This window comes from Pseudomonas sp. 02C 26 (genome assembly GCF_002843585.1).
Lineage (GTDB): Bacteria > Pseudomonadota > Gammaproteobacteria > Pseudomonadales > Pseudomonadaceae > Aquipseudomonas > Aquipseudomonas shirazensis.
On record NZ_CP025262.1, the window covers coordinates 4,574,027 to 4,599,436 of the forward strand.

Below are 25,410 nucleotides of genomic sequence, written 5' to 3' on the forward strand. Positions count from 1 at the left end.
GCTACCTGACCTGTAATTCCTGGATCTGTGCATGTCCCTCAGTCTGTTCCCACGCTGGCAGCCACGCCAGCTGATCGCGGCCTCCAGCCTTATCCTGCTGGTCGCCTGTGCGGAAAAACCTACCGCCGCCGACGCCGTGCCACTGGCTCCTGCCCAGCCCGCACCGGTGGTTACCCTGCCCACCAGCAACGCCGACATCAACGCTGAAATCCAGCCAGTGCAGAGCTTTGCCCAGTGGCAGGCCGGTTTCCGTCAACAAGCGTTGCAGGCCGGCATTGATGCCGGGCTGTTCGACCGCGTGTTTGCCGGTGTCACGCCGGACATGGACGTGATCAAGGCCGATCGCAGCCAGCCCGAGTTCAGCCGCCCGGTGTGGGAATACCTCGACGGCGCGCTGTCGCCGCTGCGGGTGCGCAACGGCAAGAAGCTGCTGGAACAGAACGCCGAGCTGCTCACGCGCCTGGAACAACGCTATGGCGTGGACCGCCAGGTGCTGGTGTCGGTGTGGGGCATGGAGAGCAACTTCGGCCAGTTCCAGGGCAGCAAATCGGTAATCCGCTCGCTGGCGACCTTGGCCTATGAGGGCCGCCGCCCACAGTTTGCCCAGGACCAGCTGATCGCGGCGTTGCAGATCCTGCAGAACGGCGACATTCAGCCTGAGGCCATGCGTGGCTCGTGGGCCGGGGCGATGGGCCAGACCCAGTTCATCCCGACCACCTACAACACCCATGCCGTCGACTTCGACGGCGACGGCCGCCGCGACATCTGGAACAGCACAGCCGATGCCCTCGCATCGACCGCGCATTACCTGCAAAGCTCGGGCTGGAAGCGTGGCCAACCGTGGGGCTTCGAAGTCCAGGTGCCGGCCGATTTCGACTTCTGGATCGCCGATGGCGCCCAGCGCAAGACCGTCAGTGAATGGCTGCAACTGGGCGTCAAGCTGCCCAATGGCACCCAGCTGCCAGCGGGCAGCAATCAACTCTCGGCGGCGCTGCTGCTGCCGGCCGGCGCACGTGGCCCGGCGTTCCTGGTGCTGGACAACTTCCGCGCCATTCTCAAGTACAACAACTCGTCGTCCTACGCGCTGGCGGTAAGCCTGCTGGGCGATCGTTTCTCCGGTTGGGGCTTCATTGCCGGCAGCTGGCCCAAGGATGACTTGCCATTGAGCCGCAGCGAGCGCATCGAGCTGCAGAACCTGCTCAATGCGCGCGGCTATGACGCGGGCAATGCCGACGGCATCATCGGCGCCAATACCCGCAAGGCCATCCGTACCGCTCAGCAGGCGCAGAACATGCCCGCTGACGGCTACCCGACGCACAAGCTGCTCGAGAGTTTGCGTCAGTAGTGAGATTGCCGGGGGCTGCTTCGCAGCCCTTTCGCGACACAAGGCCGCTCCTACAGGGACCGCGTGAAATTGACGTGCGCGGCCAACTGCAGGAGCGGCCTTGTGTCGCGATAGGGGCGCGAAGCGCCCCGGCAATCTCAAGCCCTGAACAAATCCTGCTGCAGCACCAGTGTCTGCATGTCGCTGTCGAGCCGCACCTGAGCGCCAAGCGGCAGGCACAGGTTCGGATCGCAATGGCCACTGCGCCAGCCGGCCAGTACCGGCACATCCAGCGGCGCAAAAATGTCCTGCAACAGCGGCGTCATGGCGGCCACGGTAATCCCGGCGAAATCCCCCACCAACACCCCACGCACGCCCTGCAGCTTGCCTGCCAGGCGCAGTTGCGTGAGCAGCCGGTCAACCCGGTACAACGGCTCGTTGACGTCTTCGATAAACAGAATGGCGCCGTCGGTGTCGATCTCCCCAAGTGTACTCAGCGTCGCGCCGAGCATCGACAGATTGCCGCCCAGCAGGCGCCCGCTGGCAACGCCTGGCAGCACTGTGGTCAAGGGATAAGCATGGGGATGGACGAGTGCATCGCCCTGCCCCACTTCACCGCGCAATTGCCGCAGCAGCGAGCTGACTGTCGGTTCAAGCTTGCCGCCCAGCAGGTCGGCGTTGAGCATGCCACCGTGAAAACTGACCAACCCGCAGTAGCGGTTGATCGCGGTGTGTAGCGCGGTGATGTCGCTGTAGCCAATCAAGGGTTTGGGGTTGCGGGCAATCAGCTCGAAATCGATCTGGTCGAGCAGGCGCATGCTGCCGTAGCCGCCGCGCATGCACAGAATGGCGTCCACCTGCGGATCGGCGAATGCAGCATGCAGGTCATCCAGCCTTTGCTGGTCAGTGCCGGCCAGATAACCCTGGCTGCTGCTCACGCTGGGATATAGCCGGCACCGATAGCCACGCTCGTTGAACCACTGCTGGGCCTTGTCGGCATCCAGCCGCGCCGGCCCTGCGGGGGCAATCACCGCAAAACAGGCATTCGCTGCCAGCTTTCGCGGCAATAGTGAACCTAGGTGTTCAGCACAGTCCATCCAGCAACTCCTTGAAAGCATTTGCAGATCAATGGGCAGCAACAATGGGCCAGCCCGAGATCGTTGCCCACAGGGTACAGATCCCCCAACAAAAATGCCGATGGCACCTCCCGGCGCGCATCGGCATTGGCCCAGCGGATCAGCTTACAGCTTGATCTTGGCTTCGTGCGCCTGCTGGTCAGCGTGGTACGAGGAACGCACCAGCGGCCCGGAGGCGACGTTCTTGAAGCCCATCTTGTGGCCTTCTTCAGCGAACCAGGCAAAGGTGTCCGGGTGCACGAAACGCTGCACCGGCAAGTGACTGCGCGATGGCTGCAGGTACTGGCCGAGGGTCAGCATGTCGATGTCATGCTCGCGCATGCGCTGCATCACTTCGATCACTTCTTCGTCGGTTTCGCCCAGGCCGAGCATCAGGCCAGACTTGGTGGGTACGTGCGGCACCAGTTGCTTGAACTTCTGCAGCAGGTCCAGCGACCAGTCGTAGTCCGAACCCGGACGCGCGGCCTTGTACAGGCGCGGTACCGTTTCCAGGTTGTGGTTGAACACATCTGGCGGCTCTTGAGCGGTGATCGCCAGGGCCACGTCCATGCGCCCGCGGTAGTCCGGCACCAGGGTCTCGAGCTGCACGCCCGGGGACAGCTTGCGGATCTCGCGAATGCAGTCGGCGAAGTGCTGGGCACCGCCGTCACGCAGGTCGTCGCGGTCTACCGAGGTGATCACCACGTACTTCAGACGCAGGTCGGCGATGGCCACGGCAAGGTTCATCGGCTCGTCGGCATCCAGTGCTTTCGGCCGGCCATGGCCGACGTCGCAGAACGGGCAACGACGGGTGCAGATGTCACCCATGATCATGAAGGTGGCGGTACCACCCGAGAAGCACTCACCCAGGTTCGGGCACGAGGCTTCTTCGCAGACGCTGTGCAGCTTGTGCTTGCGCAGCAGTTGCTTGATACGGTCGACTTCCGGCGAAACCGGGATGCGCACGCGGATCCAGTCAGGCTTCTTCGGCAGCTCGTCGGTAGGGATGATCTTTACCGGGATGCGCGCGACCTTGTCGGCGCCACGCAGCTTGACCCCGGCTTCGACCTTCTTCGGCGCCGGGCGCGGGGTCACGTCATGGGTGGTGATCAGGTTCGGCACGGCTTCTTGCACAGTTGTCATATTCAGTCGATTCCGCCCGTAAGGGTCGTCTGCTCAGCATAGTCGAGGTGCTTGACCAGCTGTCCACGCAGCCTTGTCCTGACCTCGGTGAGTTCGATCGGACCTGCCAGATCACGCAGCTGGGTCATCGCCAGCCCCGCATAGCCGCAGGGATTGATTCGGCGGAATGGCGCAAGGTCCATGTCCACGTTCAGAGCAAGGCCGTGAAAGGTACGGCCGTTGCGGATTCGCAAGCCGAGCGAGGCGATCTTGGCCCCGTCAACATAGACTCCGGGCGCATCGGCCTTGGCCGCCGCCACAACGTCATAACTGGCCAGCAGATCGATCAGGCTGTTTTCGATCCGGGTAACCAGTTCACGCACGCCAAAACCAAGCCGGCGCACATCAAGCAACAGGTAAGCCACCAACTGCCCGGGGCCATGGTAGGTCACCTGGCCACCGCGGTCGCTCTGCACCACCGGGATATCACCCGGCACCAGCAGGTGCTCGGCCTTGCCGGCCTGGCCCTGGGTGAACACCGGCGGGTGCTCGACCAGCCAGACTTCGTCCAGGCTGTCGGTACCACGCTGCTCGGTAAAACGCCGCATGGCCTCCAGCACCGGTTCATAGGGCTGCAGGCCAAGCTCGCGGATACCGAGGCTGGCCGGCATCAGAGCACCATTTTCACAATGCCGGTAGCACGCAGGGCGCTGTTGATGTCGTGCAACTGGTCTTCGCTGGTCGCCACGATGTGCAATTGCACGGTGGTGTACTTGCCTTCCTTGCTCTGGCGCTCGGCCAGGGTCGACATGTCGACCTCAGCGTGTTTCTTCAAAATCTCGATGACCGTGTTCTTGAAATTGACCACGGTATCGCCGATCACCTTGATTGGGTAATCAGCGCAGGGGAATTCGATCTTGTGCGACTTGACGTCAGCTTCGCTCATGCGGAAACGGCCTCGTAAGCCGTGGCAACAACAACGCTCCCGCCGGATTGGCGGGAGCGTGGCAGGTCACGTTATCAGTTGAACAACCCGTAGAAGAATAGACGAATGCTATCCCACATACGGCGCAAGATACCACCTTCCTCAACGCCGTCGAGGGCGATCAGGTCGGCGCTGTGAACCACTTTCTCGTCAAGTTTGACTTCGACTTTACCGATCACGTCACCTTTGGCGATGGGCGCGGTCAGCTGTGGGTTCATGGTCATCGAGGCGGCCAGGCGCTTCAATTGACCTTTAGGCATGGTCATGGTCAGGTCGTTGGCCAGACCGGCCTTGACCTGGTTGGTCGCGCCTTTCCATACCGGCGCCTGAGTCAGCTCGGTGCCCTTCTGGTAGAAGGTCTGGGTTTCGAAGAAGCGGAAGCCATAGGTCAGCAGCTTTTGCGTTTCGGCGGCACGCGATTGCTCGCTGTTGGTACCGAACACCACGGCGATCAGGCGCTGGCCATCACGTACGGCGGAGGCGACCATGCAGTAGCCGGCTTCGTCGGTGTGGCCGGTTTTCAGGCCATCGACGGTCTTGTCACGCCACAGCAGCAGGTTGCGGTTGGGCTGCTTGATGTTGTTCCAGAAGAATTCTTTCTGCGAGTAGATCGCATAGTGAGCCGGGTCTTCGTTGATGATCGCGCGAGCCAGCAGGGCCATGTCGTGGGCCGACGAGTAATGCTCGGGGTGCGGCAGACCGGTCGGGTTCATGAAGTGGCTGTTGCTCATGCCCAGATCGGCAGCAGTCTTGTTCATCATGTCGGCGAAGGCATCTTCGCTGCCGGCGATGTGTTCGGACAGAGCGACCGAGGCATCGTTGCCCGACTGGATGATGATGCCGTGCAGCAGGTCGCTGACGGTTACCTGGCTGCCTACCTTGATGAACATCCGCGAACCGCCGGTACGCCAGGCGTTTTCACTGACGGTAACCGGGTCGTTCTCGCCGATCTGGCCACGACGAATGTCGAGGGTGGCGATGTAGGCGGTCATCAGCTTGGTCAGGCTGGCTGGCGGCAGGCGCTCGTCACCGTTGTTTTCGACCAGCACGTTGCCGCTGGACGCGTCCATGAGTACGTAGGACTTGGCTGCCAGCTGTGGTGGGGCTGGCATCATCTGCTCTGCTGCAAAGGCAGCAGGGGTGATCATCAGCAGGACAGGCAGGCAAAGTCGTTTGGCAAGGTTGGTGATGTTCATCCGTCTCTCGAAAATCGCTAATGGTCTGATGTTCCGTGGGCTCGAAGCCCAACGCCCAGTCAGTCTAGTTATGTGAGCTGCGTGGCAGCCCAGGAGCCTGGCGCGGGGCCTGGCGGGGCAAAAACGGCCATTGTACATGGCCGCGCCGGGCAATTCATGACAAAACGGACAGCCCGGCGCCCACTTCAGGCCGCAGCGGGCGCCGTGAGTTCCGCGTTCAGTCGGTGACCAGCTTGGCCTGGCCGAGATTGGCCAGGCGCACGCTGTCTTGAGTCTGCTGCACTTCACCCTGGCTGCTCATCGGCCCCAGGCGCACGCGGTGCAGGGTCTGCTGGTTACGCACGATCGAGCTGATGAACACCGGTGCGCTGACCATGGTGCTCAGTTTCGAGCGCAGCAGCTCGGCGGCATCCGGGTTGGCGAAGGCGCCGACCTGGAGGAACATGCCGCCAGTGTTGCTCGGCACGCTGTTGCTGGCGATCTGCACCGGCACCACGGCAGCGGCATGCTGCTGCGCTGGCGGTGTCCACTTCTCGACCTTGCCGGTGCTGGCGGGCAGCGGCTGCGTCTGCGCGACCTGCGGCTCTTTCAGCACCAACGGCGCCTGCTGGCCGCGCTGGGCCCACCACTGCTGCGGGTCGATGCCTTCAACGCGCACCCGCGCGGTGCCGGTTTCGGCGTAACCGAGCTTCTTGGCGGCGGCGTACGACAGGTCGATGATCCGGTCCGAATAGAACGGGCCGCGGTCGTTGACCCGCAGGATCACGCTGCGCTGGTTGTCGAGGTTGGTCACCTTGACGTAGGCCGGCAACGGCAGGGTCTTGTGCGCCGCGCTCATGCCGTACAGGTCATAGACCTCGCCGTTGGCGGTGTTCTGACCGTGGAACTTGGTGCCGTACCACGATGCAGTACCCTCGGCGCGGTAGTTGCGCGACTCCTGGATCGGGTAATAAGTCTTGCCCAGCACCGTGTACGGGTTGGCCTTGTAGTTGCCGGTGTGCACGGTCGGGGTGGCGTCGGGGATCTTGTTGACGTCGACATCCCACCATGGCGCGCCGTCTTTATGCGCGCGGTTGATGTCCAGGCCCGGCTGCGAGCGGATGACGTTGCCACCCGCACCGCTGCTCTTGGGTGCAGGCCGGCTCGATGAGCAACTGACCAGGACCGCACTGATGGCGATGCAGGTCAGCAGTTTGAAGGAATGAGTAGTAAACAATCCGCGCATTACTTGACGCCCCGTGCAATGACCAGCTGTTGCGAAAGCTGATGCACGGCCATGGCGTACATCACACTGCGGTTGTAACGCGTGATCGCATAAAAGTTCTTCTGGCCCATCCAGTATTCAGGGCCGTTGTCGCCTTCCAGTTTGAAGGCGGTGACCGGCAGATCATCGCGCAGCGCATCATTGCTCGACCAGCCCAATGCGCGCAATTCGGCGACGGTCTTGACCGGCTCGATGCCGCTGGTCAGGCCTTCGTCGGCACGCTCGCCGCGCACCTGGGCGCGGCTGACCACGCCTTCCCCGGCAACCCAGCCGTGGCGCTTGAAGTAGCTGGCGACACTGCCGATGGCGTCATCCGGGTTGTTCCAGATATTGATATGGCCGTCACCATCGAAGTCCACTGCGTAGGCGCGAAAGCTGCTCGGCATGAATTGCGGCAGGCCCATGGCGCCGGCGTACGAGCCTTTCAGGGTCAGCGGGTCGAGCTGCTCTTCACGGGCCAGCAGCAGGTACTCGCGCAGCTCCTTGCGGAAGAATTCAGCCCGCGGCGGGTAGTCGAACCCCAGCGTCGACAGGGCATCGATCACCCGGTAGTTGCCGGTGTTGCGACCAAAGAAGGTTTCCACGCCAATGATCGCCACGATCACCTGGGCCGGCACGCCGTATTCCTGCTCGGCACGCGCCAGGGTTGCCTCGTGCTGGCGCCAGAAGTCGACACCACGGGCGATGCGCGCATCGGTGAGGAACATCGGCCGGTATTCTTTCCACGGCTTGACCCGCTCCGCCGGACGCGAGATCGCGTCAAGAATCGACTGCTTGCGCTGCACCTCGCGGAACACGCCCATCAGCTGTTCGCCGGCAAAGCCGTGGTCGCGGGTCATTTCGCCGACAAACTCGGCCACCTGCGGCGAGCCGTCGTAGTCGCCGGCACTGGCCTGCTGGACTGCGCCGAGCAGGCCCATCGCGCCGATCCACGGCGCCCAACGGGCCGCCCAGCTACGCACTGCTTGCATGAAATTGTTCACCTTATTCAAACTTGCGCGATCCATTTGCGGTGGGTGTGGATCGACATCAGAACGCCAAACGCTGACAGCAGCGTCACCAACGAAGTTCCGCCATAGCTAATGAAGGGCAGCGGCACCCCCACCACCGGGAGCAAGCCACTGACCATACCAATATTGACGAACACATAAACAAAGAAGGTCATCGTCAGGCTGCCCGCGAGCAGCTTGCCGAACAGGGTCTGCGCCTGTGCGGTGATGACCAGGCCGCGGCCGATCAGCAGCAGATAAACGATCAGCAGCATGCAGATGCCGACCAGGCCGAATTCCTCGCCGAGCACGGCGATGATGAAGTCGGTGTGGCTCTCCGGCAAAAAGTCCAGGTGCGACTGCGTACCGAGCAACCAGCCCTTGCCGAATACCCCGCCGGAGCCGATCGCGGCCTTGGACTGGATGATGTTCCAGCCAGTGCCGAGCGGGTCGCTCTCAGGATCGAGGAAGGTCAGCACGCGCTGCTTCTGGTAGTCGTGCATGACAAAGAACCACATCGCCACCGCCACCGGCACTGCCGCGGCGATCACACTGATGATCCAGCGCCAGCGCAGGCCACCCATGAACAGCACGAACGCGCCGGAAGCCAGGATCAGCAGCGCAGTACCCAGGTCCGGCTGGCGCACGATAAGAATGAACGGCACGCCGATCAGCACCAGGCTGATCGCCACATGCTTGAGATCAGGCGGCAAGGTGCGCTTGGACAGGTACCAGGCCAGGGTTGCCGGCATGATGATCTTCATGAATTCCGAAGGCTGGAAGCGGATCACTCCGGGGATGTTGATCCAGCGCGTGGCGCCCATGGCGTTGTGACCCATGACGTCGACCACCACCAGCAGCAGCACCCCGGTCAGGTACGCCAGCGGCACCCAGCGGGCCATGAAGCGTGGCTCGAGCTGGGCAATGATGAACATCGAGACCAGGCCGATGCCGAACGAGGTCGCCTGCTTGCTCAGCAGGTCCCAGTTCTTGCCGCTGGCCGAATACAGCACGAACAGGCTGCCGGCGGCGAGGGTCAGCAGAATGATCAGCAGCGGGCCGTCGATGTGGATGCGCTGAAGAAAGCTCGCGCGCCGACGCATGACGTCTTCGCTGGAGAGCATGCGATCAAAATTGTTAATCACTGGGCCTTTTCCTGAGCGACGGTGGCGGGAGCGAACTCGGTTTTTAACTGGCCGTTGGCGTCGAGCAGCCAGGCGTCCATGATCTGGCGCATCACCGGCGCCGCCACGCGGCCACCAGCCTCGCCGTTCTCGATCATCACCGAGACGACGATCTTCGGATCGTCAGCCGGGGCGAAACCGACAAACAGGGCGTGGTCACGGTGACGCTCCTGGACTTTGTTGCGGTCATACTTCTCGCCCTGCTTGATCGCCACCACCTGAGCAGTACCGCTCTTGCCGGCGATGCGGTACTGCGCGCCGGTGGCAGCCGCGCGGGCGGTGCCGCGGGCGTTGTGCATCACCTGCTCCATGCCGTGGGTGACCTTGGCCCAATCGGACGGGTCACGCAGGACGATGTCCTCGATCGGGTTTTCGTCGACCGGCGGCTGGCCCTCGATGGTCTTGGCCAGGTGCGGGCGGAACCACTTGCCCTTGCTGGCGATCAGTGCGGTAGCCTGGGCCATCTGCAACGGCGTGGTCTGCATGTAGCCCTGGCCGATGCCGAGGATCAGCGTTTCGCCCGGGAACCACGCCTGGCGGCGGGTGGCGCGCTTCCACTCACGGGTCGGCATCAACCCGGAGGATTCCTCGAACATGTCCAGCGACACGCGCTGGCCGAGGCCGAACTTGTTCATGTAGGTCGACAGGCGATCGATGCCCATCTTGTGCGCAAGATCGTAGAAGTAGGTGTCATTGGAACGCATGATCGCCAGGTCAAGATCAACCCAGCCGTCACCGGTGCGGTTCCAGTTACGGTATTTGTGGTCGTAGTTGGGCAACTGGTAATAGCCCGGGTCGAACACCCGGCTGCCGGCTGTCACGACACCGCTGTCGAGGCCGGCGATGGCCACTGCGGGCTTGATCGTCGAACCGGGTGGATACAGCCCGCGCAGGACCCGGTTGAACAGCGGCCGGTCGATCGAATCGCGCAGGTCAGCATAGGCCTGAAAGCCAATGCCGGTGACGAACAGGTTGGGGTCGAAGCTTGGCTGGCTGACCATCGCCAGTACTTCACCCGAGCGTGGATCAAGCGCCACGATAGCGCCACGCCGACCACCCAGAGCCAGCTCGGCGGCTTCCTGCAGTTTGATGTCCAGGCCCAGCACGATGTCCTTGCCGGGGATCGGGTCGGTGCGCTTGAGCACGCGCAGCACGCGGCCGCGGGCGTTGGTCTCGACCTCCTCGTAACCGACCTGACCGTGCAGGGCATCTTCATAGAAGCGCTCGACGCCGGTCTTGCCGATATGGTGGGTGCCGCTGTAGTTGACCGGATCAAGGGTCTTCAGCTCTTTCTCGTTGATCCGCCCGACATAACCGACCGAGTGGGCAAAGTGCGCACCTTGCGGGTAATGCCTGACCAACTGCGCAGCCACTTCCACGCCCGGCAACCGGAACTGGTTGACGGCGATCCGGGCGATCTGGTCTTCGCTGAGCTCGAACAGGATCGGCACGGGCTCGAATGGCCGCCGACCCTGCTTCATGCGCTTCTCGAACAGGGCACGGTCGTCCGCTGTGAGTCCCAGCACCTCGACGATGGCGTCCAGCACCTCTGGCCATTTGCCGGCGCGTTCGCGGGTCATGGTCAGGCTGAAGCTGGGCCGGTTGTCGGCGATGATCACCCCGTTGCGGTCGAAGATCAGCCCGCGGGTCGGCGGGATCGGCTGCACATGCACCCGGTTGTTCTCCGACAGCGTCGAGTGATAGTCGTACTGGATGATCTGCAGGTAGTACAGCCGAGCAATCAGCACACACACCAACAACATGATCGCCACAGCGCCGACCACGACGCGGTTGCGCACCAGACGGGCGTCTTTCTCGTGGTCTTTGAGGCGGATCGGCTGCGACATCGGGCGGGCTTACAGGCTCATTTGTGGTAGGGATGCCCGGACAACACGGTCCAGGCGCGGTAGATCTGTTCGCCGATCAGTATCCTTACCAACGGGTGCGGCAAGGTCAGCGGCGACAGCGACCAGCGCTGTTCGCTGCGCGCACACACCTCAGGCGCCAGGCCTTCCGGCCCACCCACCATCAAATTCACCGTCCGCGCATCCAGGCGCCAGCGATCCAGCTCGACCGCCAACTGCTCGGTGCTCCACGGCTTGCCGTGGACTTCGAGGGTGACGATGCGTTCGCCGGGCTGAACCTTGGCCAGCATGGCCTCCCCCTCCTGACGAATCAGGCGAGCCACGTCGGCGTTCTTGCCCCGGGTGTTCAGCGGGATTTCCACCAGCTCGAGCGGCAACTCAGCAGGGAGGCGCTTGGCATATTCATGCCAGCCTTCCTCGACCCACTTGGGCATGCGCGAGCCGACCGCGATCAATCGCAGACGCACGGCGCTTCCTTATTGCTTGTTGAGCTTGTCGAAGTACTCGTTGGCGCCGTTCTCGGAGCTGTGGTGCTTGCCATCGGCAGCACGGCTCTGCTCGGCACCCATCCACAGGCGCTCGAGGTCGTAGAACTGACGCGCAGCGGCGGTCATCATGTGCACGATGACGTCGTTCAGGTCGAGCAGCACCCAATCGCTTTCGCCTTTGCCTTCTTCGCCCAGCGGCATGACGCCCTTGGCTTTGACCAGCTCGCGAACCTTGTCCAGCATCGCGTTGATCTGGCGATTGGAGGTACCGGTAGCGATGATCATGTAGTCGGTCAGGCTGTGCTTGTCACGCACGTCGATCACCTGGATATCCAGGGCCTTGACCTCTCCCAGCGCTTCCTTGGCCACTTCGACCAGTTCTTCGGCAGTGATGTCGTTTTGCTTCTTCATAGTTACTCGTTCAACTCGTTTTGAATGAGGCGCCCCAACGGCGCCCTCAGTTGGACCCACGATATAGATCGTGCGCCTCTATGTAGGCCAGTACTGCATCCGGCACCAGAAACCGTACCGACTTGCCGCTGGCCAGCAGCTGTCGGATTTGCGTGGCCGACACCGCAAGCGGGGTCTGCCAGACGAACGAAATGTGACCCGCCGGGCCGGACATGGCAGTGGGATCGCTTTGCGAGCGCGCAGCCAGCAGGTTGCGCAGCTCGTCTGGTGGTTCGACATCCGCATCCGGGCGTTGCAGCACCAGGATGTGGCAATGTTGGAGCAATTCTTCCCAGCGGTGCCAGCCCGGCAGGCCGCAGAACGCGTCCCAGCCCAGGACCAGAAACAACTGGTCATCGCCGCCCAGCTCGGCCCGGATCGATTCCAGGCTGTCGATGGTATACGACGGTTTGTCACGGCCCAGCTCGCGCGCATCGACGCTCAGGCAGTCAACCCCGCTGACCGCGCTCTGCACCATCGCCAGGCGCGCCTGAGCGTCTACCTGTGGCGTGTCGCGGTGCGGCGGGCGGGCGTTGGGCAGCAGGCGCAGCTCGTCCAGGCCCATCAGCTCGGTCACTTCCAGCGCACTGCGCAGGTGGCCGATATGAACCGGGTCGAAGGTACCGCCGAAAATGCCGACGCGCCGCACTGCAGGGGCCTGATTCAACTCAGCTCGGCTCCTGGCCGCGCAGCTGGCCATCGCCAATCACTACGTATTTTTCGCAGGTCAGGCCTTCGAGGCCGACCGGACCACGCGCATGCAGCTTGTCGGTGGAAATACCGATCTCGGCACCCAGGCCATACTCGAAGCCGTCGGCAAAGCAGGTCGGGGTGTTGAGCATGACCGACGCCGAGTCGACCTCGGCGATGAAGCGCCGGGCCTGACCCTGGTGTTCGGTAATGATCGAGTCGGTGTGGTGCGAGCCGTAGTGATTGATGTGCTCGATGGCCTGCTCGAGGCCGTCGACCACGCGAATCGACAGGATCGCGTCGAGGTATTCGGTGTGCCAGTCGTCTTCGCTGGCAGGTGCTGCCTGGATGATCGCCCGGGCGCGCTCGCAGCCGCGCAGCTCGACGCCATGTTCCTGGAAGCGCCGGGCCATTTCCGGCAGGAAGTCTGCAGCAATGGCCTGGTCGACCAGCAAGGTCTCCATGGCGCCGCAGATACCGTAGCGGTAAGTCTTGGCGTTGAAAGCAACGCGCCAGCCCTTGTCGAGGTCGGCGTGCGCGTCGATGTACACATGGCAGATGCCATCGAGGTGCTTGATCACCGGTACGCGGGCATCGCGGCTGATCCGCTCGATCAGGCCACGGCCGCCACGCGGGACGATCACGTCGACGAACTCGGGCATGCTGATCAGTGCACCGACCGCTTCACGGTCGGTAGTTTCCACAACCTGCACCACTGCCGCTGGCAAACCTGCGGCAGCCAGGCCGCGCTGGATGCAGGTGGCAATCGCGCGATTGGAATGAATCGCCTCGGAGCCGCCACGCAGAATGGTCGCGTTACCCGACTTCAGGCACAGGCTGGCAGCATCGATGGTCACGTTCGGCCGCGACTCGTAGATGATCCCGATCACGCCCAGCGGCACGCGCATCTTGCCGACCTGAATGCCCGACGGGCGGTAGCTCATGTCACGCACGGCGCCGACTGGGTCGGGCAGGCTGGCCACCTGGCGCAGGCCGGTGATCATGCCGTCGATACGAGCAGGAGTCAGCGCCAAACGATCGAGCAGCGCCGCTTCCAGACCATTGCTGCGGCCATTGGCGAGGTCCTGCTCATTGGCGGCAGTGAGCTCGGCGCGGGCGGCGTCCAGCGCATCGGCAGCAGCCTGCAAGGCACGGTTCTTCTGTGCGGTGCTGGCGCGGGCGATCACGCGCGAGGCCTGGCGGGCAGCGCGACCCAGGCGGGTCATGTAGTCAAGAACGGACTCAGTCATGGGCTCGGTGTCTTGGCGAAAGGGGAAATCGGCTGATTATAACTGGCGGGCACCGGTACGCCCAGCGGCGGGTGGCGGATGGTAGAAGATGACGAGGTTAATGGACAGGAAAGATGTAACCTGGCTTGACCAAAATGCTACGTGCGAGGTCTGAAGGCCCCGTGGTTGCTGGGCGCCAGCGGTTCGCGCCGGCAGGCAGCCATCTGCAGCAGCGTTCAGCCTCGATTAAGCGATTAATTGCTATGATCGCGCCATTCAATCATGAACAGCCAGCATGCCAGACCCAGCCCCCTGCCCGGCCCGCGCCCTGCCAGACAGCTTTTTCGACCGTGATGCCCAGACCCTGGCCAAGGCGCTGCTGGGTAAAGTCATTCGCCACCGTCAGGGCGACCTGTGGCTGGCTGCGCGGATCATCGAAACCGAAGCCTATTACCTGACCGACAAGGGCAGCCACGCCTCGCTGGGCTATACCGAAAAGCGCAAGGCGCTGTTTCTCGACGGCGGGCACATCTATATGTACTACGCCCGCGGCGGCGATTCGCTGAACTTCAGTGCCCATGGCCCGGGCAATGCGGTGCTGATCAAGTCAGCCTACCCGTTCACCGACGCGCTCTCGGACGCCAACAGCCTGGCCCGGATGCAACTGAACAACCCCGATGCCAGCGGCCAGTTGCGCCCACCCGAGCGCCTTTGCGCCGGGCAGACCCTGCTCTGCCGCGCGCTGGGCCTGAAGGTGCCGCACTGGGACGGCCAGCGCTTCGATCCGCAGGCGCTGTATGTCGAGGATTGTGCGCTGGCAGTGCCGCAGATCATCCAGTGCGCTCGCCTGGGCATTCCCCATGGCCGCGACGAGCACCTGCCGTACCGCTTCGTCGATGCTCAATTCGCCCGTTTCTGCACACGGAACCCGCTGCGTCGGGGCCAAGTCGAAGGCCGGGACTACTCAACTCTCGTACAAGGAAGCTGACCATGGGCCAATGGCTCGACAGCCTGACCGGCTGGCTCAGCGCCAATCCACAATGGCTTGGCGTGGCAATCTTCGTGGTGGCCTGTGTCGAATGCCTGGCGATTGCCGGGATCATCGTGCCGGGCACGGTATTGCTGTTTGCCGTCGCGGTGCTGGCCGGCAGTGGCGAATTCACCCTGGGCGAAACCCTGCTGCTGGGCTTTGCCGGCGGCTTGCTCGGGGATGCGATGTCCTATGCCATCGGCAAGTATTTCCACCAGAACATCCGGCGCTTGCCGCTGATCCGCCATCACCCGGAGTGGATCGGCCGCGCCGAGACCTACTTCCAGCGCTATGGCATCGCCAGCCTGCTGGTGGGGCGCTTTATCGGGCCGTTGCGGCCGATGCTGCCGATGGTCGCCGGCATGTTCGACATGCCGTTGCCGCGCTTCATTGCGGTGAGCCTGGTGGCCGGCGCCGGCTGGTCGGTGGCTTATCTGCTGCCTGGCTGGGCGACCGGCGCGGCGATGCGCCTGCCGCTGCCGGAAGGTTTCTGGCTGGATGCAGGGATCATCGCCGGCACCTTGGCCGTATTGATCGGCCTGAGCCTGAGCAGCAGCATTCGCGACCAGCGCCACGGGACCCGGCTGATCGCCGGGATGAGTTTTCTGGCGCTGGCCGGGGTGTTTCTCGGCTGGCCATTCCTGCATGAGTTCGATCAGGGCGTGATGACTCTGGTGCAGGAGCACCGCAGCCAGGCGTTCGACGGCATCGTGGTGATCGTCACCCGCCTGGGCGACTTCCGCACTCAACTGTTCCTCGGCGGCTTGCTGACCGGCCTGCTGTTGCTGGCCCGGCAATGGCGCCATGCGGTCTTCGCCGGCAGCGCCCTGATGGGCACCGCGATTGCCAATGGCACGCTGAAATGGCTGTTTGCCCGAGCCCGACCAGAAGTGCTCAGCGACCCGCTAACCACTTACAGCATGCCCAGCGGGCACAGTTCGGCCTCGTTTGCGTTCTTCCTGGTGATGGCGGTACTGGCCGGCCGCGGGCAACCGCCGCGGATGCGCCTGACCTGGATCATGCTCGGCTGCATCCCGGCGCTGTCCATCGCCCTGTCGCGGGTCTACCTGGGCGCGCACTGGCCGACCGATATCCTTGCCGGGGCCCTGCTGGCCTGCTGTATCTGCGCCCTCAGCCTGACCCTGGTGCAGTGGCGCCAGCCTTTGACGGCGCTACCGCTGCGGGTGTGGTGGCTGATCCTCCCGGCGTGCGTGGCATTGCTGGCGTTTTTTGCCCTGTACGCCCTGCCCCACGCACTACTGCGCTATCAGTACTGAGTGTGAAGGAGCGCCTGGCCAGGCGCTCCTGATCAGGCAAACAGCTCGCCTTGCATGCGCTCGAGCAGCGATTGAATCGCGGCCAGGCGCTGCTGCGGCGAGTCCATCGCCAGCAGCTCGAGCTTGTCTTCTTCGATAAACGGCAGCAGGTAGGCCAACTGGTTGGCCAACGCCTGGCGCCCCTCGGCGCGCGGCATATCCAGCGCCGCGACCATTGGATGCTCACCCAGGGCCAGCAGCAGCGCCACTAGGTCATCATCTTCCTCGCTCAAGGCGCTGTCGGCGCTGTCGGCCAGCCAGTTCACCTCGGCCAGCAGCAGTTGGTCTTTCTGCACGTTGGTCTGGCCGACCTCGAAGCGGCGCACGCCCTCGACGCGAATGCCCAGCAGGCCGTTGTCCTGCTGTTCGAAGTCGCGGATCAGCGCTTCGCAGCCAATCGGCGCAACGCCCATTGGCGCCTTGCCGACCTGCTCGCCCTCGAGGATGCACACCACGCCAAAGCCAGCGCCCTGCTTCATGCAGCGGCCGATCATGTCCAGGTAACGCGCCTCGAAGATCTGCAGATCGAGCATGCACCCGGGAAACAGCACGGTGTTGAGCGGAAACAGCGGTAGCGTCATGTTCAATCCTCAAGCCACCAGGCTAACCGCCAACGGCAGGAATACCGCCGTGGCCACACCCATCAAACTCATCGCCAGCGCCGCAAAGGCGCCGCATTCGTCACTTTCCTGCAGGGCCACCGAGGTGCCTACCGCATGTGCGGTAATCCCCAGCGACATTCCCCGCGCCTCGGCGCTGTGCACACCACAACGGCTGAGCAGCGCCGGGCCGAAAATCGCCCCGATCACCCCGGTGATCAACACGAACACCGCCGCCAGCGCGGCCACGCCGCCGATCTGCTCGGCCACCAGCATGGCAATCGGCGAGGTCACCGACTTGGGCGCCATGGTCATCAGGATCATGTGCTCGGCACCGAACCACCAACCCAGCAGCACACAGGCACCAGTGGCGAACACCCCTCCGATTACCAGCGTAGTAAAGGTCGGCCAGAACAACTGGCGAATCCGCCGCAGGTTCAGATACAGCGGCACCGCCAGCGCGACCGTGGCCGGGCCAAGCAGGATATTCATGATCTCGGTGCTCTTGCGGTACTCGCTGTAATCGATGCCGCACAGCAGCAGGATAGTGATCACCACCACCATCGAGACCAGCACCGGCTGCAAAAAGATCCAACGGGTCTTCTCGAAGGCCGCCAGCACCAGCTGGTAAGCACCCAGGGTGATGCCGATGCCAAACAGCGGATGGTGCACTACGGCATCCAGTGCGCCTTGCCAATCGAGGATCATGGGTGCTCCTCCGGCTTGCTCTGGCGCTGGATCAGCTTCTGCATCAAGACGCCGACGAATACCAGGGTCAGCAGGCAAGACAGCACCAACGCGCCGACGATGGCCCAGAAGTCAGCAGCAATGTCTTTGGCATAGACCATCACCCCAACGGCAGGCGGCACCAGCAGCAACGGCAGGTAACGCAACAGGCTGGAGGCCGCTTCGTTCAACGGTTTGCCGACTTCGCCGCGGGCGATGAGAAATACCAGCAGCAGCAGCAGGCCGATGATCGGCCCAGGCAGAATCGGCACCAGCAGGTGATTGAGTGCCGTACCCAGCAACTGAAACAACACCAGCCAGGTCAATCCACGCAACAGCATAAGCTTCTCCTTGGGGCATGGCGGCCATTATAAACACGCGTGGCCGGGCGCGTGGCCAGCACATGGTTGCTTGACCGCGCGCTGCCAACATGATGATCTTGCACGCGCGTACCACTTGAGCAGACACGACAACCTGGAGAGTCACGATGCCCTATGTACCTGTTGCAGCGCTTTCGCAGTATGTTGGTAAGGAACTGGGACGTTCCGCCTGGCTGACCATCGATCAGCAACGCATCAACCTGTTCGCCGAAGCCACTGGCGATTTCCAGTTCATCCACGTCGACCCGGAACAAGCCAGCAAGACTCCGTTCGGCAGCACCATCGCCCATGGCTTTCTGACCCTGTCGCTGATCCCCAAGCTGATGGAAGACATCCTCGTGCTGCCCGAGGGCATGAAGATGATCGTCAACTATGGTCTGGACAGCGTGCGCTTCATCCAGCCAGTCAAGGTCGACAGCAATGTGCGTCTCAAGGTCGAGCTGAAGGAAGCGACCGAGAAAAAGCCTGGCCAGTGGCTGCTGAAGATCCTCGCTACCCTGGAAATCGAAGGGGAAGACAAGCCGGCTTATATCGCCGAGCCGTTGACCCTGTGTTTCGTCTGAGCCACTGACGGGGCTGCCACGCGGCCCTGCGATTGCTGGCTGGGCACTGTCTCAGCCCACGCATTGTGCGGCATACTCGGCACATCTATCGCCGAGATCCGCCATGCGTGTACTGCTGCCCCTCGCCCTCACCGTTCTGCTTGCTGCCTGTGGCGACGGCGAACCACTGTCGCCGCCAGACGCCCGCCTGCCTGACGGTGGCCGCTACCGCGGCCAGGTGGTCAATGGCCTGCTGCAGGGCGAGGGCCGCATCGACTACCCCAATGGCAGTTGGTACGCCGGCACCTTCGCCAACGGCCAGTGGCATGGCCAGGGCGAATGGCATGGCAGCAACGGCGAGGTCTACCGCGGCCAGTTCGCCAGCGGCCTGTTCGAGGGCCTGGGCGAGCTGACCACGCCCGGCAGCCACTACTCAGGCACCTTCAAGCATGGCCGGCGCGACGGTGAAGGCACCCTCAAGCAGAACGATCAGGTCTACCGTGGCCAGTTCAAGGACGACCAGTACCATGGCGCCGGCGAGCTCAAGTTGACCGACGGCAGCCAGTACCAGGGCCTGTTCGCCAAGGGCCAGCCGAACGGCGCCGGGGTGCGCAGCGATGCCAGCGGCAATCAGTTCAGTGGCTACTTCGTCGATGGCCAGCTGCAAGGCAGCGGCACTTACGACAGCGCCGATGGCGAGCAGTACATCGGCGAATTCAAGGACAACCGCCTGCAAGGCCGCGGCCGCTTCGAAAACGCCGACGGCGACGTCTGGATCGGTGAGTTCAGCGATGGCTCGCTGGACGGCCAGGGGGAGCTGCTGGGCAGCGATGGCAGCCGCTACAAGGGCGGCTTTCGCAACTGGCGGTTCTCGGGCGAAGGCCGCCTGCACCTGGCGGACGGCAGCCAGTACATCGGCGGTTTTATCGACGACGCCTACCAGGGCCATGGCCGCCTGATCCACGCCGACGGCCGCATCGAGGGCGGCTACTGGGTCAAGGGCGTGCGTGTGCGCGACGAACAGAGCAAGCTGCTGCCCGACCCGCTCGACCTGGCCCTGCTCAATCAGGGCAAGCTGCTCAAGGATGCGCTGGCCCAGGTGCCGCCATCCAAGGCGCCGATCCAGCTGTACAGCCTGGTGCTGGCCGGCGATGGCCAGCAAAGTGTGTTCATGCGTGAAGCCGACTATGTCAGCAACATGCTCAAGGTGCGCTTTGGTGCCAGTGGCCAGATCACCCTGGTCAACCACCGCGATCACCTGGCCGATCGGCCAATGGCCACCCGCCAGAACCTCACCCGCGCCGCCACAACCCTGGCCGAGCGCAGCGGCCCGGAAGACCTGATCTTCATCTACCTGACCAGCCACGGCAGCGCCGATCACCAGCTGGTGCTCGACCAGCCGCGCCTGCAACTGGCCGATCTCTCCGCCGATGAGCTGGCCAGCGCCCTCGCGCCGCTCAAAGACCGCGACAAGGTGGTGGTGATCTCGGCCTGCTACTCCGGCGGTTATATCCCGCCACTGAAAGATGAGCGGACCCTGATCATGACCGCCGCGCGCCCGGACCGGGTGTCATTTGGCTGTTCGGAAGAGGCCGACTTCACCTATTTCGGCGACGCCCTGTTCGCTGAAGCCCTGAACCAGACCGACGATTTGAAACAGGCGTTTGAACTGGCGCGCGCCAGCGTTGCCGAACGGGAACGTAGGGAAGGTTTCGAGGCCTCTGAACCGCAGCTGTGGGCGCCGCCCGCAGTACTGGCACACTGGCAACGGCTGCGCCAGCAGCAGGCCGAAGAAGCCTTGCGCAATGAAGCTCAGACAGCCGCACCGCCGCAGGCAAAACCACCTGCCAGGCGCTAAGCTGTGTGTAACAAGGGAGAGACATCATGTACTTGACGCCTCAGCATGTCCTGATCGCCGGCGCTACTGGCCTGACAGGTGAACACCTGCTTGACCGGCTGCTCAATGAACCCACCATCAGCCGCGTGCTGGCGCCAACGCGCCGGCCGCTGGCAGAGCATCCTCACCTGGAAAACCCGGTCGGCGACCCTGCGGTGTTTCTGCCGCAACTGGGCGGCCGAGTCGATATCGCCTTCTGCTGCCTGGGCACTACCATCAAGCAGGCGGGCTCGGAGTCGGCGTTTCGCGCTGTCGATCTGGACATGGTGGTGGCCTTCAGCAAACGTGCGCGGGAAATGGGTGCACGCCATCTGCTGGTGGTCAGCGCCATTGGCGCAGACCCCAAGTCCTCGGTGTTCTACAACCGGGTCAAAGGCGAAATGGAAGAGGCGCTGAAAGCGCAGGACTGGCCACAGCTGACCATCGTGCGGCCATCGCTGTTGCTCGGTGAGCGGATTGAACCGCGCCTCGCCGAGCGCCTGGCCGCGCCGATTGCCCGGCTGCTGCCTGGCAAGTACGGTGGCATCGAGGCGTGTACCCTGGCCCGGGCATTGTGGCGCCTGGCGCTGGAAGAAGAAGACGGTATCCGCGTGATCGAGTCGGACGAACTGCGCAAACTGGGTAAAAACTAAGCAATTGCCGGGGGCTGCCCCGGCAATCTCACAGCCCACCTGATGCGTTGAAGCCCACGCCAAGTGCAGTCAGCAACGACAGCGGCAGCAACAGGGTATCGAGCAGCGCGCTGCCGGGCAGGTCCAGCGCCGGATAAGCCGGGGCTTGCGCTCCAAAGCGATCCGCAGGGCAGCAGCCACCCTTCATCACATACCAATCCAGACGGGTGCCGGCGTATACCACCGGCGCCCCAGGCTTGTTCGCATCCAGCGTACGCACGGTGGCGCAGCCGCCCAGCGAAGTAGCGACCAGCAAGGCCAGCAGAGCCCGCCTCAATCATCCACTCCGTAGTGATGCTCGCCCCAGCGCGGCAGCATGTCCTGAGGGATGTTCAGCAGGTTGAGAATCCGCGCGACGACAAAGTCGACCAGGTCATCGATGGTCTGCGGCTGATGGTAGAACCCAGGCGCTGCAGGCAGAATCACCGCGCCCATCTGCGACAGCTTGAGCATATTCTCCAGGTGAATGGTCGAGAACGGCGCCTCACGCGGCACCAGAATGAGCTGGCGGCGCTCCTTCAAAGTGACGTCGGCGGCACGCTCGATCAGGTTGTTGCAGGCACCTGTGGCAATCGCCGACAAGCTCCCGGTCGAGCACGGCACCACGACCATGGCCGCAGGCGCGCCGGAGCCGGACGCAACCGGTGACATCCAGTCTTCCTTGCCGTACACGCGAATCTGCCCGGCGGCAGCGCCGGTGTATTCGGTGAGGAAGGTCTGCATCGCCTGCGCCTTGGGCGGCAGTTGCACATCGGTCTCGGTGGCCATTACCAGCTGGGCGGCCTTCGAGATCAGAAAATGCACCTCGCGGTCTTCCCGTACCAGGCAATCGAGCAGGCGCAGGCCGTATTGCGCGCCGGAGGCGCCGGTCATGGCCAGGGTAATGCGCTGCGGGCCGTTCACTTCAAGGCCTCGGCCAGCTTGCCGTGCAGGCCGCCAAAGCCGCCGTTGCTCATGATCACCACATGGGTCCCGGGGCGCGCCTGGCCCTTGACCCGCTCGATGATCGCCTCAAGGCTGTCGGCGACAATCGCCGGCACTTTGCACTGCGCAGCAGTCGCGGCGAGATCCCAACCGAGGTTGGCCGGGGCATACCAGATCACCTGGTCGGCATCGTTGACGCTCTCGGGCAGGCCGTCGCGGTGCGCGCCGAGCTTCATCGAATTGGAACGGGGTTCGATCACGGCAATCACCGGCGCCTCACCGACCTGCTTGCGCAGGCCATCAAGGGTGGTGGCAATCGCGGTCGGGTGGTGAGCGAAGTCATCGTAGATGGTCACGCCCTGTACTTCAGCAACCTTCTCCATGCGCCGCTTGACGCTCTTGAAGGCATTAAGTCCGTCGATGGCCATCGCCGGAACGACGCCGACATGACGCGCCGCAGCCAGCGTCGCGAGGGCATTGGCAACGTTGTGCTGGCCAGTCATCGGCCAATTGACGGTGCCCTGCACCACGCCTTCGAACAGCACTTCAAACTGCGAGCCGTCGGCGCTGAGCAGGCGCGCCTGCCACTGCCCGCCAGCACCGGTGGTCTGCACCGGAGTCCAGCAGCCCATGCCGATCACCCGCTCCAGGGCTTGCTCGGTGGTCGGATGAATGACCAGCCCTTCACTCGGGATGGTCCGCACCAGGTGATGGAACTGACGCTCGATGGCGGCCAGGTCGGGGAAGATATCGGCGTGGTCGAACTCAAGGTTGTTGAGGATCGCGGTACGCGGGTGGTAATGGACGAACTTCGAGCGCTTGTCGAAGAAGGCGCTGTCGTATTCGTCGGCTTCGATCACGAAGAACGGCGTATCGCCGAGACGCGCCGACACCGAGAAGTTCTGCGGCACGCCACCAATGAGGAAGCCCGGGCTCATGCCCGCATGCTCCAGCACCCAGGCGAGCATGCTGCTGGTGGTGGTCTTGCCATGGGTGCCGGCGACAGCCAGGACCCAGCGGCCTTGCAGCACATGGTCGGCCAGCCACTGCGGGCCGGAAACATACGGCAGGCCTTTGTTCAGCACATATTCGACTGCCGGGTTGCCACGCGACATGGCGTTGCCGATCACCACCAGATCAGGGGCTGGCTCCAGCTGCGCCGGGTCATAGCCCTGGATCAGCTCGATGCCCTGGGCTTCGAGCTGGGTGCTCATCGGCGGATAGACATTGGCATCGGAGCCGGTGACCCGATGGCCGAGCTCTTTCGCCAGCACGGCCAGGGAGCCCATGAAAGTACCGCAAATACCGAGAATATGAATGTGCATGATCGACCTCGCAAAACGTCGAGGCAGGGTAGCCCAGGGCGCGCCAATTCGCACCCGCTGATTCAGCTTCAACTGACTCGGGTGATGCCGTGTCTGCGCAGTTTGCGATACAGGGTGTTGCGGCTGATGCCCAGGTGGCTGGCGACGTGGGTCAGGTGCCAGCGCAGTTGTTCAAGGGTGGCCAGCAGCGCTTCGCGCTCGGCATCGGCCAACGGCGCGGCCACGCTGGTATTAGCCGTTGCCGGAGCGGTGCGGGTGATGATCGCCGGCAGGTCAGCCAGACCGATGCGCCGATCGTCACACAGCGCCACCAGCGTACGCAGCACGTTGCGCAGCTGGCGCACGTTACCGGGCCAGGCGAAGGCCAGCAGCGCCTCACGCGCCGCCGGCGCCAGCTCAAGCGGCTGGCCATCGGCCTCCTGCGCCAGGATGAAGTCGAGCAACTGGCCCTTGTCGCTACGCTCGCGGACTGCTGGCAAGGGCACTTCGAGGCCGTTGAGGCGGTAGTAGAGGTCTTCGCGAAAACTGCCCTGCTCGACCCGCTCGAGCAGATCGCGGTGGGTGGCGCTGATGATGCGCACATCCACGGCCTGCGCCTCGCCGCCGATGGGCACTACCTGGCGTTCTTCCAGCACGCGCAGCAGGCGCGTCTGCAAGGCCAGCGGCATGTCACCGATCTCGTCCAGCAGCAAGGTGCCGCCATCCGCCTGGAGCAGCTTGCCGCGCATGCCTTCCTTGCGCGCGCCGGTAAAGCTGCCGCCGCGATAACCGAACAGCTCGCTCTCGATCAGGCTCTCCGGGATCGACGCGCAGTTGATCGCCACAAACGGCTTGTGCCGGCGCTGGCTGGCCTGGTGCACCGCCTGGGCAAAGGCCTCCTTGCCGCAGCCGGTTTCACCACGCAGCAGCAATGGCACATCGCGCTCGAACACGCGCAGGGCGCGGCCAAAGTCGGTTTTCAGGGCCGGGTCGAGCAGGCAGATCTGCGCTGCTGGCGCCACCACCGGCAAGGGCTGCGCGGCGGGCACGGCCCAGGCCGCTACCGGTGCCTGCCCGCGCAGGCTGGCATAGACCTGACGGCCATCGCGGGTGTGCAGGGGCCAGGCGGTACTGCCCTGCGGCGTCGCGCGGCCGAGCAACTCGTCGAGGTTGCAGGCAAAGAACATATCGATCGGTTTGCCCAGCACGCCACTGCGAATGCTGCCCAGCAGGTTCAGCGCGCTCTGGTTGGCCGCGCTGATCCGGCCATCGCCATCAAAGGCAAGCAAGCCTTCACTGAACAGCCCGACCGACTCTGCCTGCAGGTGAAAACGCAGCAGCCATTGGTGCTGGTAGTGGCGCAGGAAGTAGCAACTCTCGATCATCTTCGCCGACAGGTTGACCAGCGCCATGGTGTGGAACTGGCTCTGACGCGACACGTCGGCCCGCGCCGAGGACACGTCGAGCACCGCCAGCAGTTCGCCGTGCGGGTCGAATACCGGGCTCGCCGAGCAGGTCAGGCCGGTGTGGCGGCCACGAAAGTGTTCATTCTGATGAATGGTCAGCGCCTGGCGCTCGACCAGGCAGGTGCCGATGCCGTTGGTGCCCTCGCTGGCTTCGCTCCAGTCCGCCCCCAGCCACAGCCCGGCGCGCTCGAAGATGCGCCGCTCGGTGGGCGCCGTGACGCAGTTGAGGATCACCCCGTGGGCATCGGTGAGCAGCACCGCATGGCCGGCGCCAGAGAGCTGCTGGTGCAGGCTGTTCATCTCGCCGTCGGCAATGTGCAGCACCTGTCGCAGGCGCTCGCGGGTCTCCAGCAGGCGCCCATGCTCAAGCACCACCGGCGCCTGGCTGCGCGCAGGATCAAGGTGGTAGTCCTCCAGGCAACGCAGCCACGAGCGGGCAATGGAAGGGTCGCTGGCCGGGCCGTTGCCTTCACCGCGGGCGGTGGTCAGGACCTGCTGGGCATGCTGGCTGAACGTGGTGTTCTGCATTTGTTGTTGGACTCCGCAGATACAGTCTGTGGCCAGCATCCTCCACCCGGCAAGCCTTTGCAATGGTGCGCTGGCGTGGCCGGCACAGGCTGTACCGCCAATGGTACAAAGTGTCACCCAGCGCGT

26 protein-coding genes are annotated in these 25,410 nt (G+C 63.7%); 6 read left to right on the top strand and 20 right to left on the bottom strand.

What is annotated here, in order from left to right; all coding sequences use genetic code 11:
- Positions 1 to 31: 31 nt before the first annotated feature.
- A complete protein-coding gene (locus CXQ80_RS20805) occupies positions 32 to 1,345 on the top strand; it encodes a lytic murein transglycosylase (protein WP_101322258.1) in 1,314 nt (437 codons plus the stop codon).
- A gap of 137 nt (positions 1,346 to 1,482) precedes the next feature.
- On the opposite strand, the gene CXQ80_RS20810 is transcribed toward CXQ80_RS20805, so the two are convergent.
- From CXQ80_RS20810 to CXQ80_RS20870, 13 genes are all read right to left on the bottom strand, one after another.
- Positions 1,483 to 2,421, bottom strand: coding sequence for an LD-carboxypeptidase (locus CXQ80_RS20810; protein ID WP_101322259.1), 939 nt, complete (start codon positions 2,419 to 2,421; stop codon positions 1,483 to 1,485).
- 144 nt (positions 2,422 to 2,565) lie between these two features.
- On the bottom strand, positions 2,566 to 3,582 hold the full coding sequence (lipA, locus tag CXQ80_RS20815) for a lipoyl synthase (protein WP_101322260.1): 1,017 nt from the start codon (positions 3,580 to 3,582) through the stop codon (positions 2,566 to 2,568).
- Between the two features lie 2 nt (positions 3,583 to 3,584).
- Positions 3,585 to 4,232 carry a lipoyl(octanoyl) transferase LipB gene (gene lipB / locus CXQ80_RS20820; protein ID WP_101322261.1) on the bottom strand — a complete coding sequence of 216 codons (648 nt, stop codon included), beginning with the start codon at positions 4,230 to 4,232 and terminating at the stop codon, positions 3,585 to 3,587.
- The gene (locus tag CXQ80_RS20825; RefSeq protein WP_101322262.1) at positions 4,232 to 4,507 is read right to left on the bottom strand and encodes a DUF493 domain-containing protein; all 276 of its coding nucleotides are present in this window, start codon (positions 4,505 to 4,507) and stop codon (positions 4,232 to 4,234) included. The genes lipB and CXQ80_RS20825 overlap by 1 nt, the downstream gene beginning before the upstream one ends.
- 74 nt (positions 4,508 to 4,581) lie before the next feature.
- Positions 4,582 to 5,742: a D-alanyl-D-alanine carboxypeptidase family protein gene (locus CXQ80_RS20830; protein WP_101322263.1), complete on the bottom strand. Its 1,161-nt coding sequence runs from the start codon at positions 5,740 to 5,742 to the stop codon at positions 4,582 to 4,584.
- Between the two features lie 217 nt (positions 5,743 to 5,959).
- Positions 5,960 to 6,967: a septal ring lytic transglycosylase RlpA family protein gene (locus CXQ80_RS20835; protein ID WP_101322264.1), complete on the bottom strand. Its 1,008-nt coding sequence runs from the start codon at positions 6,965 to 6,967 to the stop codon at positions 5,960 to 5,962.
- The gene (gene mltB, locus CXQ80_RS20840) at positions 6,967 to 7,977 is read right to left on the bottom strand and encodes a lytic murein transglycosylase B (RefSeq protein WP_101323117.1); all 1,011 of its coding nucleotides are present in this window, start codon (positions 7,975 to 7,977) and stop codon (positions 6,967 to 6,969) included. Before mltB ends, CXQ80_RS20835 begins: the two co-directional genes overlap by 1 nt.
- A gap of 17 nt (positions 7,978 to 7,994) precedes the next feature.
- Positions 7,995 to 9,098: a rod shape-determining protein RodA gene (gene rodA, locus CXQ80_RS20845; RefSeq protein WP_178080848.1), complete on the bottom strand. Its 1,104-nt coding sequence runs from the start codon at positions 9,096 to 9,098 to the stop codon at positions 7,995 to 7,997.
- Positions 9,099 to 9,136: 38 nt separating this feature from the next.
- Positions 9,137 to 11,026, bottom strand: a complete 1,890-nt coding sequence (gene mrdA, locus CXQ80_RS20850) for a penicillin-binding protein 2 (protein WP_101322266.1) — start codon at positions 11,024 to 11,026, stop codon at positions 9,137 to 9,139.
- 17 nt (positions 11,027 to 11,043) lie between these two features.
- Complete coding sequence (gene rlmH, locus CXQ80_RS20855) at positions 11,044 to 11,511, bottom strand: 23S rRNA (pseudouridine(1915)-N(3))-methyltransferase RlmH (RefSeq protein ID WP_101322267.1); 468 nt, start codon at positions 11,509 to 11,511, stop codon at positions 11,044 to 11,046.
- 9 nt (positions 11,512 to 11,520) lie between these two features.
- Positions 11,521 to 11,943: a ribosome silencing factor gene (gene rsfS, locus CXQ80_RS20860; protein WP_101322268.1), complete on the bottom strand. Its 423-nt coding sequence runs from the start codon at positions 11,941 to 11,943 to the stop codon at positions 11,521 to 11,523.
- Positions 11,944 to 11,989: 46 nt separating this feature from the next.
- Positions 11,990 to 12,682 (bottom strand): nicotinate-nucleotide adenylyltransferase, encoded by a 693-nt coding sequence (nadD, locus tag CXQ80_RS20865; protein ID WP_101322269.1) that lies wholly within the window; start codon positions 12,680 to 12,682, stop codon positions 11,990 to 11,992.
- Entirely contained in the window at positions 12,651 to 13,922 is a 1,272-nt protein-coding gene (locus CXQ80_RS20870) for a glutamate-5-semialdehyde dehydrogenase (protein ID WP_101322270.1), read from the bottom strand. Before CXQ80_RS20870 ends, nadD begins: the two co-directional genes overlap by 32 nt.
- A gap of 274 nt (positions 13,923 to 14,196) precedes the next feature.
- On the opposite strand from CXQ80_RS20870, the gene CXQ80_RS20875 reads away from it, so the two are divergent.
- Both CXQ80_RS20875 and CXQ80_RS20880 read left to right on the top strand, forming a co-directional pair.
- On the top strand, positions 14,197 to 14,889 hold the full coding sequence (locus CXQ80_RS20875) for a DNA-3-methyladenine glycosylase (protein WP_101322271.1): 693 nt from the start codon (positions 14,197 to 14,199) through the stop codon (positions 14,887 to 14,889).
- A gap of 2 nt (positions 14,890 to 14,891) precedes the next feature.
- Positions 14,892 to 16,208, top strand: a complete 1,317-nt coding sequence (locus CXQ80_RS20880) for a bifunctional DedA family/phosphatase PAP2 family protein (protein ID WP_101322272.1) — start codon at positions 14,892 to 14,894, stop codon at positions 16,206 to 16,208.
- 32 nt (positions 16,209 to 16,240) lie between these two features.
- Here the strand turns inward: CXQ80_RS20880 and CXQ80_RS20885 are convergent, their stop codons facing one another.
- The 3 genes from CXQ80_RS20885 to CXQ80_RS20895 are packed head-to-tail and all read right to left on the bottom strand — an operon-like array spanning position 16,241 to position 17,913.
- Complete coding sequence (locus CXQ80_RS20885) at positions 16,241 to 16,828, bottom strand: LON peptidase substrate-binding domain-containing protein (protein WP_101322273.1); 588 nt, start codon at positions 16,826 to 16,828, stop codon at positions 16,241 to 16,243.
- A 9-nt stretch (positions 16,829 to 16,837) separates the two neighbouring features.
- On the bottom strand, positions 16,838 to 17,554 hold the full coding sequence (locus CXQ80_RS20890) for an LrgB family protein (protein ID WP_101322274.1): 717 nt from the start codon (positions 17,552 to 17,554) through the stop codon (positions 16,838 to 16,840).
- Positions 17,551 to 17,913, bottom strand: coding sequence for a CidA/LrgA family protein (locus tag CXQ80_RS20895; protein ID WP_101322275.1), 363 nt, complete (start codon positions 17,911 to 17,913; stop codon positions 17,551 to 17,553). Before CXQ80_RS20895 ends, CXQ80_RS20890 begins: the two co-directional genes overlap by 4 nt.
- Before the next feature lie 146 nt (positions 17,914 to 18,059).
- Here CXQ80_RS20895 and CXQ80_RS20900 point away from each other — a divergent pair, with 146 nt between their 5' ends.
- The 3 genes from CXQ80_RS20900 to CXQ80_RS20910 all read left to right on the top strand — a co-directional run bounded on the left by CXQ80_RS20900 (position 18,060) and on the right by CXQ80_RS20910 (position 21,023).
- A complete protein-coding gene (locus tag CXQ80_RS20900; protein ID WP_101322276.1) occupies positions 18,060 to 18,515 on the top strand; it encodes a MaoC family dehydratase in 456 nt (151 codons plus the stop codon).
- Between the two features lie 103 nt (positions 18,516 to 18,618).
- A complete protein-coding gene (locus CXQ80_RS20905; protein WP_101322277.1) occupies positions 18,619 to 20,352 on the top strand; it encodes a C13 family peptidase in 1,734 nt (577 codons plus the stop codon).
- Positions 20,353 to 20,378: 26 nt separating this feature from the next.
- Positions 20,379 to 21,023, top strand: a complete 645-nt coding sequence (locus CXQ80_RS20910) for an oxidoreductase (RefSeq protein WP_101322278.1) — start codon at positions 20,379 to 20,381, stop codon at positions 21,021 to 21,023.
- Between the two features lie 28 nt (positions 21,024 to 21,051).
- Here the strand turns inward: CXQ80_RS20910 and CXQ80_RS20915 are convergent, their stop codons facing one another.
- The 4 genes from CXQ80_RS20915 to CXQ80_RS20930 all read right to left on the bottom strand — a co-directional run bounded on the left by CXQ80_RS20915 (position 21,052) and on the right by CXQ80_RS20930 (position 25,284).
- Positions 21,052 to 21,339 carry a YceK/YidQ family lipoprotein gene (locus CXQ80_RS20915; protein ID WP_101322279.1) on the bottom strand — a complete coding sequence of 96 codons (288 nt, stop codon included), beginning with the start codon at positions 21,337 to 21,339 and terminating at the stop codon, positions 21,052 to 21,054.
- The gene (ubiX, locus tag CXQ80_RS20920; RefSeq protein WP_101322280.1) at positions 21,336 to 21,965 is read right to left on the bottom strand and encodes a flavin prenyltransferase UbiX; all 630 of its coding nucleotides are present in this window, start codon (positions 21,963 to 21,965) and stop codon (positions 21,336 to 21,338) included. Before ubiX ends, CXQ80_RS20915 begins: the two co-directional genes overlap by 4 nt.
- Positions 21,962 to 23,311, bottom strand: a complete 1,350-nt coding sequence (gene mpl / locus CXQ80_RS20925) for a UDP-N-acetylmuramate:L-alanyl-gamma-D-glutamyl-meso-diaminopimelate ligase (protein WP_101322281.1) — start codon at positions 23,309 to 23,311, stop codon at positions 21,962 to 21,964. Before mpl ends, ubiX begins: the two co-directional genes overlap by 4 nt.
- Positions 23,312 to 23,379: 68 nt before the next feature.
- Positions 23,380 to 25,284 (bottom strand): sigma-54-dependent Fis family transcriptional regulator, encoded by a 1,905-nt coding sequence (locus CXQ80_RS20930; RefSeq protein ID WP_101322282.1) that lies wholly within the window; start codon positions 25,282 to 25,284, stop codon positions 23,380 to 23,382.
- Positions 25,285 to 25,410: the final 126 nt, after the last annotated feature.

Excerpts from the sequence above, each read along its gene's own strand:
- CXQ80_RS20805 (WP_101322258.1), top strand. The coding sequence starts at position 32 with ATGTCCCTCAGTCTGTTCCCACGCTGGCAGCCACGCCAGCTGATCGCG.
- CXQ80_RS20810 (WP_101322259.1), bottom strand. The coding sequence starts at position 2,421 with ATGGACTGTGCTGAACACCTAGGTTCACTATTGCCGCGAAAGCTGGCA.
- lipA (WP_101322260.1), bottom strand. The coding sequence starts at position 3,582 with ATGACAACTGTGCAAGAAGCCGTGCCGAACCTGATCACCACCCATGAC.
- lipB (WP_101322261.1), bottom strand. The coding sequence starts at position 4,232 with ATGCCGGCCAGCCTCGGTATCCGCGAGCTTGGCCTGCAGCCCTATGAA.
- CXQ80_RS20825 (WP_101322262.1), bottom strand. The coding sequence starts at position 4,507 with ATGAGCGAAGCTGACGTCAAGTCGCACAAGATCGAATTCCCCTGCGCT.
- CXQ80_RS20830 (WP_101322263.1), bottom strand. The coding sequence starts at position 5,742 with ATGAACATCACCAACCTTGCCAAACGACTTTGCCTGCCTGTCCTGCTG.
- CXQ80_RS20835 (WP_101322264.1), bottom strand. The coding sequence starts at position 6,967 with ATGCGCGGATTGTTTACTACTCATTCCTTCAAACTGCTGACCTGCATC.
- mltB (WP_101323117.1), bottom strand. The coding sequence starts at position 7,977 with ATGCAAGCAGTGCGTAGCTGGGCGGCCCGTTGGGCGCCGTGGATCGGC.
- rodA (WP_178080848.1), bottom strand. The coding sequence starts at position 9,098 with ATGCGTCGGCGCGCGAGCTTTCTTCAGCGCATCCACATCGACGGCCCG.
- mrdA (WP_101322266.1), bottom strand. The coding sequence starts at position 11,026 with ATGTCGCAGCCGATCCGCCTCAAAGACCACGAGAAAGACGCCCGTCTG.
- rsfS (WP_101322268.1), bottom strand. The coding sequence starts at position 11,943 with ATGAAGAAGCAAAACGACATCACTGCCGAAGAACTGGTCGAAGTGGCC.
- nadD (WP_101322269.1), bottom strand. The coding sequence starts at position 12,682 with ATGGCCAGCTGCGCGGCCAGGAGCCGAGCTGAGTTGAATCAGGCCCCT.
- CXQ80_RS20870 (WP_101322270.1), bottom strand. The coding sequence starts at position 13,922 with ATGACTGAGTCCGTTCTTGACTACATGACCCGCCTGGGTCGCGCTGCC.
- CXQ80_RS20875 (WP_101322271.1), top strand. The coding sequence starts at position 14,197 with ATGCCAGACCCAGCCCCCTGCCCGGCCCGCGCCCTGCCAGACAGCTTT.
- CXQ80_RS20880 (WP_101322272.1), top strand. The coding sequence starts at position 14,892 with ATGGGCCAATGGCTCGACAGCCTGACCGGCTGGCTCAGCGCCAATCCA.
- CXQ80_RS20885 (WP_101322273.1), bottom strand. The coding sequence starts at position 16,828 with ATGACGCTACCGCTGTTTCCGCTCAACACCGTGCTGTTTCCCGGGTGC.
- CXQ80_RS20890 (WP_101322274.1), bottom strand. The coding sequence starts at position 17,554 with ATGATCCTCGATTGGCAAGGCGCACTGGATGCCGTAGTGCACCATCCG.
- CXQ80_RS20895 (WP_101322275.1), bottom strand. The coding sequence starts at position 17,913 with ATGCTGTTGCGTGGATTGACCTGGCTGGTGTTGTTTCAGTTGCTGGGT.
- CXQ80_RS20900 (WP_101322276.1), top strand. The coding sequence starts at position 18,060 with ATGCCCTATGTACCTGTTGCAGCGCTTTCGCAGTATGTTGGTAAGGAA.
- CXQ80_RS20905 (WP_101322277.1), top strand. The coding sequence starts at position 18,619 with ATGCGTGTACTGCTGCCCCTCGCCCTCACCGTTCTGCTTGCTGCCTGT.
- CXQ80_RS20910 (WP_101322278.1), top strand. The coding sequence starts at position 20,379 with ATGTACTTGACGCCTCAGCATGTCCTGATCGCCGGCGCTACTGGCCTG.
- mpl (WP_101322281.1), bottom strand. The coding sequence starts at position 23,311 with ATGCACATTCATATTCTCGGTATTTGCGGTACTTTCATGGGCTCCCTG.
- CXQ80_RS20930 (WP_101322282.1), bottom strand. The coding sequence starts at position 25,284 with ATGCAGAACACCACGTTCAGCCAGCATGCCCAGCAGGTCCTGACCACC.